The sequence below is a fragment of the Hymenobacter qilianensis genome (assembly GCF_014489555.1).
Classification (GTDB): Bacteria; Bacteroidota; Bacteroidia; order Cytophagales; family Hymenobacteraceae; genus Hymenobacter; species Hymenobacter qilianensis.
Map to the genome: position 1 here is coordinate 2,813,417 of NZ_CP060784.1, position 12,395 is coordinate 2,825,811.

A 12,395-nucleotide genomic window follows, 5' to 3' on the forward strand; every position below is an offset into this window, starting at 1 on the left:
TTCTCCGCACCCCGTGCAACAACTCGAACAAGACATCAAAGCTGCGCTAAGCGCAGCTATTCAGCAGGTATTTGGCGCTACGGTTACAACGGAGCAGCTTGTTATTCAGCCCACCCGCAAGGAATTCGCCGGCACGTTTACGCTCGTAACGTTTTCGCTGACGAAAAGTCTGGGCAAAGGTCCGGAGCAGATAGGCCAGGCGCTGGGCGAATGGCTGGCCGCCAATGAGCCCCGCGTGAGTGGGTTCAACGTAGTGAAAGGCTTTCTGAACCTGGAAATAGGTGACAGTGAGTGGCTGCGCCAATTTGCTGAGATGCTGGCCCGGCCCGATAACGCTCCGGTGCCTTCAAATGGCCCCCAGCGGGTAGTAGTGGAGTATTCATCGCCCAATACCAACAAGCCGCTGCATCTGGGCCACCTGCGCAATATTTTTCTGGGCTACTCCGTGGCCGAGATTGTAAAAGCCACTGGCGCCACCGTTACCAAGGCCAACCTCATCAACGACCGCGGCATCCACATCTGCAAGTCGATGCTGGCCTACCAGCGCTTCGGGCACGGCGAAACACCCCAAAGCTCCGGTATCAAAGGCGACCACCTGATCGGGAAATACTACGTGCTGTTTGAGCGCCATTACAAGGAAGAAATCCGGCAGCTGGAAGCGGAGGGCGTCCTGCCGGATGTGGCCAAGCGCCAGGCTCCCCTGATGACCGAAGCCCAATACATGCTACAGCAGTGGGAGCAGGGCGACGAGGAAGTGCTTGCTCTGTGGAAGCAGATGAATGGCTGGGTGTACGAAGGCTTCGACGAAACCTACCGCACCATCGGCGTCGATTTCGATAAGTATTACTACGAGTCCGAAACCTACCTGCTGGGCAAAGAGCGCGTGGAAGAAGGCCTCCAAAAAGGCGTCTTCTTCCGCAAAGACGACGGCTCCGTGTGGGTTGATCTGAAGGAAGAAGGCCTCGACGAAAAGCTCTTGCTCCGCGCCGACGGTACGAGCGTCTACATCACCCAGGACCTGGGCACGGCCGAGCTCAAATACCAGGATTTCAACTACGATTCGTCGGTCTACGTGATTGCCGACGAGCAGAACTACCACATGCAGGTGCTACAGGCGGTGTTGCACAAGCTGGGCAAGCCCTACGCCGAAGCCATTCATCACCTCAGCTACGGCATGGTCGATTTGCCTTCGGGCCGCATGAAATCCCGCGAGGGAACGGTAGTCGACGCCGACGAGCTGGTGCAGGAAATGATAGACACGGCCCGCCGCACTACCCAGGAGCTGGGCAAAATTGAAGGACTCAGCACCGAGGAAGCCGAGCAGCTCTACCACACGCTGGCTTTGGGCGCGCTCAAGTATTTTCTGCTGAAGGTTGACCCTAAAAAGCGCATGCTCTTCAACCCCGAGGAAAGCATCAACTTCCAGGGCAATACCGGTCCGTTTGTGCAGTATACGCACGCCCGCATTGCGGCCATTATGCGCAAAGCCACCGAGCTGGGCCTGACTGGGGGGCAAATTGACGCTCCCGAAAGCCTGCACGAAACCGAGCGCGACGCCGTACAGTTGCTGGCCGGCTACCCTGGGGTAGTGGCGGAGGCTGCTCGTCTTATGGCGCCTTCCATCCTGGTGCAGTACGTGTACGAAGTGGCGAAAGCATACAATCGCTTTTACACGGAAGTACCTGTGTTTGGCGAGCCCGACGAAACGAAGCGTCGCTTCCGCGTGGCTCTTTCGGCCCAAACCGGCCGTACCATCAAAGCCGGTATGCGCCTGCTAGGTATCACCGTGCCCGAGCGAATGTAAAAGTTAAGCTGCCTTCACTTAAATAATAAGGCAGGCAGTTTTCTAAGTAGTCAAAGCCGAAATACGCTCCTATGTGTTTCGACGAATACCTTCCTGTATGAAAAGTGTAGCAGTATACTGCGGTGCCAATGCCGGCCTCAATGATATCTACCGCCAGCAGGCGGAAGTAATGGGGCAAACCCTGGCCGAGCGTAATATGATGCTGGTTTATGGTGGTGGTCGGGTAGGCCTCATGGGTGCTGTGGCCGACAGCGTGCTACGCCATGGTGGCCGGGCCATTGGTGTCATCCCCGATTTTCTGGTGGAGAAGGAAGTAGAGCACCGCGGTTTGACCGAGTTGCACATCGTGAAGTCAATGCACGAGCGAAAGCTGCTGATGGCTGATTTGGCGGAAGGCTTTGTGGCTATGCCCGGGGGCTACGGCACATTGGAAGAGCTATTTGAAGTGCTGACCTGGGCGCAATTGGGACTGCACCGCAAGCCGGTGGCTGTGCTCAACGTAGGCGGCTACTATGATCAGCTGCTGGCCCTGCTCGATACGATGGCACGGGAGGGGCTGCTGCGCCAGGAGAACCGTGCGCAGCTCTTGCAGCACGAATCGCCATCAGTGCTGCTGGATAAGATGCTGCATTTTGAGCCGATTGAGGTAGAAAAATGGCTGACACCACCCACTACTTAAGTCGACAACCGGCTGATTGAGGAGATAGAAGTAAGCACGACTTTGTTTCTATCCTCTGACATATCAAGTCCGAAACATTGTGTCAGTACCAGCGGTTTGGGCGATGCTACCCGTATTGGTTTTTATACTTAGCCCTTGAAAAAGCCCCCCATGCAAGCATCAGTCATTCTTCTAACGGTCGCGCTTGCGTCCTGCGGAATTTCCTCTTCCTCTCAGCCTACAACCGATTCTAATTCTAATACCATGACTACCACTGCTCCCGAAACCGCCGCTGCTGGCACCGTGTACGATTACACTGTCAAAACCATTGATGGTAAAGATTTGAAGCTAAGCCAGTTTGCTGGCAAAAAGCTGCTCATCGTAAACGTGGCCTCGGAGTGCGGCTATACGCCACAATACAAGGAGTTGGAAGAGTTGCACAAAAATCACGGCGACAAAGTGACGGTGCTGGGCTTTCCAGCCAATAATTTTGGTGGTCAGGAGCCCGGTACCAACGAGGAGATTGCCACTTTCTGCGAGAAGAACTTTGGTGTAACCTTTCCTCTGTTTGAGAAAGTATCGGTGAAAGGCGACGACACGGCGCCCCTGTTTCAGTTCTTGGCCGACAAAACCAAGAACGGCGCTATCAGCGACGCGCCTACCTGGAATTTCTGCAAATACCTGGTGGATGAGCAAGGCCACGTAATCGGCTTTTATCCTTCCAAAGTGAAGCCCATGAGCGATGAACTGGTGAGTGCTATTCTGAAATAAAAGGTTTATAGCTTTTGTTTGCTTTGCAAAACGTCATGCTTCGAGATCCTTAGCATGACGTTTTGATTTTCGCTTCTGGCGTATGACTTCCTCTTCGGCTTCTTCTACACCTCCCCACCCAAGCCCCGTCAGCGCTTGGGTTTCGGCTTTTCGGCCGCGCACGTTGCCTTTGGCCTTAGCCAGCATTCTCACGGGGGGCTTTTTAGCTGCCGCTGGGGGCAATTTAATGGCGCAGTCGTTGGGCTGGCGGCGCTCACTACCATCTTACTCCAGATTCTGAGTAACCTCGCCAACGACTACGGCGATTCCCAAAACGGCGCCGACAGTGTGCACCGCGAAGGCCCGTTGCGGGCGGTGCAGGCCGGCTATATCACACCGGCCCGTATGAAGCAGGCTATGGGTGTGTTTGGCGTGGCTGCATTTGTATCTGGGCTGGCGCTGCTGTGGGTAGCGCTAGGCGCGGCTGGCATGTGGGTTCTGCTCACGTTCCTGCTGCTGGGCTTGGCCGCTATTTGGGCCGCTATTAACTATACGGCAGGCAGTAATCCGTATGGTTACGCCGGTTTGGGCGATGTGTCGGTGTTCATCTTTTTTGGGCTCGTGGGCGTGGGCGGCACTTACTTTCTGCAAACCCAGACGCTACCGCTGGCTGTATGGCTGCCCGCTGCTAGTCTGGGCTGCTTTGCTACGGCCGTGCTCAATGTGAACAATATCCGCGACCTGCGCTCCGACGAGTTGGCCGGTAAAATCACGATTCCCGTGCGGCTGGGGGGCAAATCGGCGCGGCGCTACCACTGGCTACTGCTGATATTCGGCCTGGGCAGCGCCACTGTATACGTGGCGCTTACCTATCACTCGCCTTGGCAGTGGCTGTTTTTGCTTTCTGTACCACTGTTTTGGTTTAATGGCCGTCAGGTTTGGGCGCGACAAGACTCCAAAAAACTCGACCCATTGCTGAAGCAAATGGCCATGAGTACACTGGTATTTGTGCTGTTGTTTGGAATAGGGCAGCTTCTGTAGACCCGGCTCTTGCGCATTTGTAGCAATTTCTGGGGGCAAATGTGTACATTAGCCAGCACTATGCGTGCCCTAAGCCTATCCTTGTTATTCTCTACTCGGTTTATATTAGTGTGGAGCTGCTTGTTCAGCTTTTTTGCCACTACTTCGGCGCGGGCCGCCACGGAAGACACGCTGGTAATGCGACCTTCCGGAGCCGATTTTTTCATCGATGGCTCCTACTATAGTGTGCTGGAAGACTCCTCGAGCCAGTTAACAATTCATGACGTGCGCCGCCCGGCCAAGGCCAGCCAGTTTGCCCCCTACACCGGCGCACCGAACATGAGTAATACGAATTCGGCGTATTGGCTGCGCTTTACCGTGCGCAACGAAGACCCATCTGGCACGCATTGGTTCCTCGATTTATTCGACTCCCACATCAATGATGTGCGATTTTTTCAGCCTACCGCTACCGGCTACAAGCAGTTTCATACCGGTGCCGATCTGCCTTTCGCCACGCGCCCCCATCCTTACAAAGACTTTCTGTTTGACCTTCCCTTATCGCTGGGTGAGACTCAAACGTACTACCTGCGCTTAGCGTCCGATTCCAAGACGAGCTTTCGCGCCATGATGCGCAATGAGCCGGTGCTGCTCACCCATTTCCAGACCCAATACGGATTGCTGGGGGGCTTTTATGGAGTGCTCTTCATCATGGTAGTGTATAATCTGTGCATCTACCTTTTTATCGGGGAAGAAACCTACCTGCGCTACGTGCTGTACGTGCTGAGCTGTAGCCTATTGTTCTTATCCGAGGACGGGCTGGGGTTTGAGTATGTGTGGTCAGATTTGCCGTGGCTTAATCGCCTGATCAATGCTGGCGCACCCGTAGTGCTGCTCTTTACCTTTATGCACTACGCGCGCGGCTTCCTCGATACATCCCTACGCGTGCCCCGCCTCGATTGGTGGATTCGGCTGATTGGCGCCCTGAGCGTGGCCCTGCTGCTGGCCGATATACTGGTAGTGCAATCGGGCTTCAGCTTCTGGCTGTATCTACTGCCTTACTGTCTTATTTATTATGCCGCTGTGCTGGTGTATCAGCAGGGGCTGCGGGCGGCGCGCTATTTTTTGCTGGCGCACGCGCTGGTAGCTGTCAGTTTGGTTTTCCTCATTACCCGCAAGCTTGGCATCGAATTCTTAAATAATCACTTCACCGTGTATAGCATGAACGTGGCGTTTGTGGTGGAAGTGACTATCTTATCCTATGCGCTGGGCGAAAAGATTAAGGGAATTAAAGATGCCCGGCTGGCCGTGCAGGCTCGCCTGGTGAAGCAGCTCCGCAAAAAGCATTTGGCCCAAGACCGCCTGGTGGAGCAGCTCCAGCAAAATCAGCAGCTCAAGGATCAACTCAACTCAGAGCTGGAAGCGCAGGTAGCCCGACGCACCCAGGAACTGCGTCAGCAAAGCGAAACCATAGCTGCCCAAAACCGCGAACTGCTGCAAGCCAACGGATTATTAGCCCTGCAATCGGCCGCTATTGAAAAGCTAAATGCCAACCTTCAGCACGATTTGCAGCAGGCCCAGACCGCCCGTGTCTTAGCCAAAGAGGTAGATTTTGGCGAGTTCAGCCAGATCTATCCCGACAAAGATGCCTGTCTGAGCTACTTAGCGGACCTGAAATGGGCAAACGGCTACCAGTGCCGCAAGTGTGGCTACGAGAAGTATTGCACCGGCCGCGAGCCCCACGCGCGGCGCTGTACCCGCTGCCGCTACGTGGAGTCGGCCACGGCCTACACTATGTTGCAGAAGTGTAAGTTCTCGATAGTCAAGGCTTTGTATGCAGTGTTCCTGATCAATGCCCACCAAGGCAATTACTCCTCCCAGGAGATGTCCCGCCTTCTGGACCTGCGCCAAGCCACGTGCTGGAGCTTTAGTCAGAAAGTAATGGATGCCATGCGCCGCCGCCGCCTGTCACCTGATTATGAGGTAAACGAAAGCTGGACACATATCCTGCTTGACGCGACCAGCGAAGCAGATGAAACTTCTGAATCAGAATTTTCCGCTTCACTTTCTCAAAAGGCCTGAAGCCTCCCACCAGCAGCAAACTAAACTTATGTCTGCCGCCCAGACGCGAAGTAGGCTTTGCAGGTAACGCTGGGCAGAGTAGCTGGTATACGGTGTCTCAGAGGAAAACCATTTAAAAGACGACTAGCTGAGTGTTTTATTGAAAAAAAATCTGTCTGACTTCGCTTTTTTTCATTGTTTCTTAGCCGTTGTCTGCTTTCTCGGGCTTAAGTCAGCTATAGCGCAGCAGCCCGTAATTAGCTGGGTTTTACGTGTGCAGTAAGTGTATAAATTAGATTTAGTATACCTATAAAAAGTTCGTTTTGAGGCTGTGGGGGGCTTTTTTGCTTTGCATTTTCAAAACAAGGACGGATATATTTGGGAAAACTTCCCTGTCCTTATGAGATTACCTACTTCCTTTTTACGGGTATCTTTTCCTTTCACAAATACGGGAGCAGCAGCGCCGAGCCATCTTGGCAAGCTTGCTCTGCAAGGGCTCACGCTTGGGGTGTTGCTCAGTGCTAGTCAGGGTTGCCAGCGGGCAAGCACTTCTGCCGCCACAGTTCCAGCAACTACTGTCGCTGGTTCGGCTCAGCCCGCCACCAGCTTTAAGCCTGCGCCTGTGAGCGAGCGGGTGCGCGCCCTGCTCGCGCAAATGACGCTGGAGGAGAAAATCGGGCAGATGACTCAGCTCGCCAACACAACCATAAATAATACTGGGCAGCAGAAGGACATCACCTTAGACTCCGCCAAGCTGATACCGCTCATCAAGCAATTCCACGTCGGCTCCTTTCTAAATGGTGAGGCTGTAGAGCCAGCGCAATGGGCTAAGTATTCGGCTGCTTTACAGCGAATTGCGATGCGCGAATCGCGTCTGCATATTCCCATCATCTATGGCATCGACCATATGCACGGGGCCAGCTATGTTTCCGGGGCGGCCATTTTTCCTCACAACTTAAACCTGGGGGCCACTTTTAATCCTGAGTTTTCCCGTCAGGCTGCGCGCGCTACCGTGCTTGAGTCGGCTGATCTGGGCCATCACTGGGTGTTCGCTCCCGTCATAGACTTAGGGGTAAATGCGCAGTGGCCCCGCTTTTACGAAACCTATGGCGAAGATCCATTGGTAGCGTCGGTGATGGGCGCTGCTTTTGTGCGGGAGATGCAGGAAAACAAGGAAATTGCCCCCTATAAGGTGGCCGCTTGCGGTAAGCATTTCCTCGGCTATTCCGATCCGCGTACCGGATGGGACCGCACGGTAGCCGAAATCTCCGATCAGCGTATCGAGGAGTTTTTTCGTCCTTCTTTTCAGGCCGCAATCGATTCAGGACTGAAGAGCATCATGATCAATAGCGGGCAGATCAACGGTGAGCCGGTGCACGCTTCGCGCCGCATTCTCACCGATCTGCTCCGCACCAAAATGGGCTTTCAGGGCGTGGCCGTCACCGATTGGGAAGACATCATACGCTTAGTGCGCATTCAGAAAGTAGCCGCCAACGAGAAGGAAGCCACGTTTATGGCCATTGATGCGGGCGTAGATATGGCCATGACGCCCTACACGACGACCTTTTGCACCTTGGTAAAGGAGCTAGTGCAGGAAGGTCGCCTGACTGAAGAACGCATCAACTTGTCGGCAGGCCGCATACTGCAATTAAAGGATGACTTGGGCTTGTTCGAAAACCCCATGCCCCGCACCGACCGCCTCAGCCGGATTGGCGACCCCGCCCTGAAACAACAAACCGTAGAGGCTGCTCGCGAGTCTATCGTGCTGCTCAAAAACACGAATAACTTACTGCCCCTTGCAGCGTCTAAAGTAAAGCGCCTGTTGGTGGTTGGTCCTTCAGCTGACTCGCGCGCAAACCTGGCCGGCGGCTGGACACTGGCGTGGCAGGGCCGGGCAGAAGAGGCTTATCCTAAGGAAGTTCTGACTATTTACGCAGCCTTAAAGAAGGAGTACCCGAATGCCCAGGTTGAAACCGTGGCCTACCGTGATGCCGCGGGGGCGTTGGCGCTGCCGCGCGTAACGGCTGCCGCGCGCCGCGCCGATGCTATTGTTATGGCTCTTGGCGAACGGCCTTACACGGAAGGATTAGGTAATACCAGCGACCTGACGCTGCCCGAAGATCAACTGCAATTGGCTCGGGCAGTGCAGGCCGTAGGCAAGCCCTCTGTACTGGTGGTGATAGGAGGGAGGCCCAGCATCATTCGGGCCGTAGCCGATGGTTCGGGGGGCATTTTGTGGGGCGGGCTGCCCGGCTTTGGCGGTGGCCAGGCTATTGCCGAGATTATCAGCGGCAAGGTGAACCCCAGTGGCAAGCTACCTTTCACTTATCCGCAGTTTGCCGGGCACTTCTCGCCCTATCACCACGATAATAATGAGAACAGCCTGGAGCTTAGCGACTTTGGTGCTGGCTTTGAGAACCGGGGGGCAAAATACAAGCCTTCTATGCTCACCGAGTTTGGGCAGGGCCTGAGCTACACCACCTTCCGCTACAGCGACTTAACCCTCACCGACTCAGTGCTCAGCGGCAACGCTACGCTGCGTGCTACCGTGCGCGTGACCAATGCTGGCTCCCGCGCCGGTAAAGAGGCTGCGCTCTGGTTTCTGACCGATGAAGTAGGCCGCATCACCCGCCCCGTGCGCTTGCTCAAGCACTTCGAAAAAGCCGAATACAAGGCTGGTGAAAGTCGTGAGCTGGTTTTTGAGATTCAGCCCCAACGCGATTTAACTTATCCAGACGCTGATGGCCGCCGGCAACTAGAAGATGGCTATTTCACGCTTCGTATTGGCGATCAACTAAAACGTTTTCGCTACGCGGGTGCTTCTGCTCAGGCAGGAGGAGCGGGCCGCGCCGCAAAAGATTCCAAACCTTAATTTCTCACCTGTAGCGCCGACGAATAGTCGGTGCTGATCGGTTTTTTCACGCTTGCTTTCAGCTTACTTATTCCTACCCACATGACCCTAAATTCTTACTCATCCTTCTTGCGAAGAGCCATTCTGCTGACGGCCTGTGGGTTGCCAGCGGTTGTGGCTCCCGCTTTGGCCGGGCGAAATTTGCCCCCCAGCCCCGCTGCCGCTTCTCTGGCAACGGCTGATGTGCCCGTATCGGGGCGCGTAACTCAGTCCAATGGCGAAGCCCTGCCGGGCGTAACGGTGCTCGTAAAGGGCACATCCATAGGTGCTTCTACCAGCAGCGACGGTACTTTCTCGCTCAACGTGCCCGAGGGCAGCACGCTGGTGTTCAGTTCCATTGGCTTTACCAGCCGCGAGTTCCCCGTAACAGGAGCAACTACCAGTCTTAATGTGACACTGGAGAGCGATACGAAGTCGCTGAGCGAAGTAGTCGTGGTAGGTTACGGCACCCAGGAGCGGGGCAGCGTAACCGGCGCTATTTCATCGGTGGCCAGTGAAGAGATTGTGCGCCAGCCGGTAGCTGATGTTACCCAGGCTATTCAAGGCAAGGTTTCCGGTGTTACCATTATCTCCAACGGCGGCGCTCCTGGCGGCGCTGCTGGTACTTCGGTACGTATTCGCGGCATAACTTCAGCGGGTAATAACAGCCCGCTGTACGTTGTAGATGGTTTTCCGCTGCCTTCCAGCGACCAGGAAAATCAGCTGAACGCCATCAGCCCCAATGATATCGAAACCATTGATATTCTGAAGGATGCATCGGCGACGGCTATCTACGGGGTGCGTGCTGCCAACGGAGTTGTAATCATTACAACCAAGCGCGGCAAGGCCGGCAAGACGAACGTCAATTTGGATGTGTACCGCGGTATCCAGAGCGTGGCCCGCAAGCTGGACTTGCTGAACGCCCAGGAATATGCCCTCATCAACAACGAAAACCGCATCGCGGCGGGTCTGCCCATTGTGGTGGACCAGTTGCGCAACCCGGCCGCGTTGGGCGAAGGCACCGACTGGCAGGACCTCGTATTCCGTCAGGCTCAGATTCAGAACTATTCCCTCTCGGCTACGGGCGGCAGCGAAAGCGCACGCTACGCATTGTCGGGTACCTATTTCCAGCAGGACGGTACAATTGTCGGCACCAACTTCGAGCGCTTTACTCTGCGGGCCAATGGCGACGTGCAGTTAGGCAGAATGCTGAAGATAGGCAACAGCATTCAGCTCACGCACTTAGAGGACCGTCAGGTGACGACCAACAGCGGAGAATATGGCGTGGTGCAGCACTTACTGCGTATCCCGGCTACCGTGCAGCCTTACCGCCCCGATGGTTACTGGTATGAGCCAAGCGGCAGCGTCGATAACTTTATTGAGGAGAACCCCCTCGCCAGCGCCCAGCGAACCAACCAGAAGTTTACTCGCAACCGGGCATTGATCAGCTTATACGCTGAACTTGAGCCAGTTAAAGGCCTGCGCTTGCGCACCAACGTAGGTGGCGACTTTATCTTCGACAACTTCAATGCGTTTGCTCCTTCTGCGCCGACACTGGCAGGCTACAGCTCACGCTATACGGTGGCAGGTGCCACGGCTACTTCCGCCTACGCGCCTACCTATCTGATCGAGAACACGGCCACTTACGATCATCTCTTCGCCGACAAGCACCAGGTTACAGTTCTGTTAGGCCAGTCGGCTCAGGAGTTTAACCGCAGCAACGTAGAGGCTTATCGCACGGGCTATCTTCGCAACGACTTGCAGGTAATCAATGCTGGTCCGCTCAATACGCAGTTGGCTAATGCGGGCACCATAAATGCCCCCCAGCGCCTGGCCAGCTACTTTGGTCGCCTCAACTACGAGTTTGATGGTAAGTACCTACTCTCAGCCGTAGCCCGCTACGACGGTTCCTCCGTGTTCCCTCCCGGCGATAAGTTTGGCTTCTTCCCTGGTGTATCCGCCGGCTGGCGCATCTCTGAAGAGGAGTTCTTGAAAGACAACACCACCGTCAGCAACCTGAAGCTGCGGGCCGGCTACGGCAAAGTGGGTAACCCACTGAACGCCGGGCGTTTTGCTTACCTCTACTCGGTCAATTTCGGTATCACGTATCCGTTCGGTCCGGATGGCACGATCAATACGGGCGGCGCACCCACGCGCCTAGCTAACCCTGAGCTGCGCTGGGAAACCAACAACCAGGCAAACATTGGTCTGGACATGGGCTTCCTGGAAAATCGCTTCGAGGCCAGCATCGACCTCTACAACCGTAGCTCGCCCAACCTGATTGCTCCCGTGCCGCCGCTCATCGCTTCGGGCACCTACGAGCCAGTAAATCGTAACGCGGCCTCCGCTTACAACCGTGGTGTCGACTTTAGCTTTACTTCCCGCAATGTGCAGGGCTCAGGGCAAGGCTTCAACTGGACCACGACGCTGAACCTGTCGGCTTTCAAAACGGAGCTGGAGTCATTGGGTGAAGGCCTGCCTTACAACGGATTGGGCTCGCTGAGCGGCACCATTGTGCGCTACGACGAGGGTTATGCCTTTGGCTCGTTCTTCGGCTACACGGCCGATGGCCTGTTCCAGACGCAGGATGAAGTAGCCGCGCACGCCACCCAGCAAACCGGCACCGCACCCGGTGATATCCGCTTCCGCGATCTGAATGGGGATAATGTCATCAACGCCGATGATCGGACCTTTATCGGTAATCCTAACCCCGACTTCACGTACGGTATTACCAACAATCTGACCTTCAAGGGTTTCGATCTGAGCTTCTTTATTCAAGGCTCGCAGGGCAACGACGTGTACAACCTGAACCGCTACATCACGGAAGGCGCCCTGTATGGTACTACCAATGGCACTACCCGCGTACTGAACCGCTGGACCGGCCCCGGCACCAGCAACGACGTGCCTCGCGCCGTTAGTGGCGACCCGAACACCAACCTGCGTGTGTCTACTTACTTTATCGAAGATGGCTCTTATGCCCGCATCAAAAACCTGACTTTGGGCTATACGCTGCCAACAGGCCTGATGAGCCGGATTTCGGCCACCCAGCTGCGCGTGTACGTCACGGCTCAGAACCTGGCCACGCTGACTAAGTACAGCGGTTTCGATCCTGAGGTGAGCGCCAGCGGCGTCGACCTGGGTATCTATCCCCAGTCGCGCGTATTCATGGCCGGTTTAAACATCGGGTTTTAATCCTTTCTAAAATTTCCACAGAA

General features: G+C 55.3%; 6 protein-coding genes and 1 pseudogene. All 7 read left to right on the plus strand.

The features are described 5' to 3' along the window. Positions 1-13: 13 nt before the first annotated feature. Positions 14-1,804 (plus strand): arginine--tRNA ligase, encoded by a 1,791-nt coding sequence (gene argS / locus H9L05_RS12985; protein ID WP_187731333.1) that lies wholly within the window; start codon positions 14-16, stop codon positions 1,802-1,804. A 97-nt stretch (positions 1,805-1,901) separates the two neighbouring features. Next, on the plus strand, positions 1,902-2,483 hold the full coding sequence (locus H9L05_RS12990; protein ID WP_187731334.1) for an LOG family protein: 582 nt from the start codon (positions 1,902-1,904) through the stop codon (positions 2,481-2,483). A 243-nt stretch (positions 2,484-2,726) separates the two neighbouring features. Then, positions 2,727-3,233 (plus strand): glutathione peroxidase, encoded by a 507-nt coding sequence (locus tag H9L05_RS12995; protein WP_223284416.1) that lies wholly within the window; start codon positions 2,727-2,729, stop codon positions 3,231-3,233. An 82-nt stretch (positions 3,234-3,315) separates the two neighbouring features. Beyond that, positions 3,316-4,253, plus strand: a pseudogene (locus H9L05_RS13000) (1,4-dihydroxy-2-naphthoate polyprenyltransferase). 60 nt (positions 4,254-4,313) lie between these two features. Then, positions 4,314-6,311 (plus strand): 7TM diverse intracellular signaling domain-containing protein, encoded by a 1,998-nt coding sequence (locus H9L05_RS13005; protein WP_187731335.1) that lies wholly within the window; start codon positions 4,314-4,316, stop codon positions 6,309-6,311. A gap of 490 nt (positions 6,312-6,801) precedes the next feature. After that, a complete protein-coding gene (locus tag H9L05_RS13010; RefSeq protein ID WP_187731336.1) occupies positions 6,802-9,162 on the plus strand; it encodes a beta-glucosidase in 2,361 nt (786 codons plus the stop codon). 81 nt (positions 9,163-9,243) lie between these two features. Then, positions 9,244-12,372, plus strand: coding sequence for a SusC/RagA family TonB-linked outer membrane protein (locus H9L05_RS13015; protein ID WP_187731337.1), 3,129 nt, complete (start codon positions 9,244-9,246; stop codon positions 12,370-12,372). Positions 12,373-12,395 lie beyond the last annotated feature (23 nt).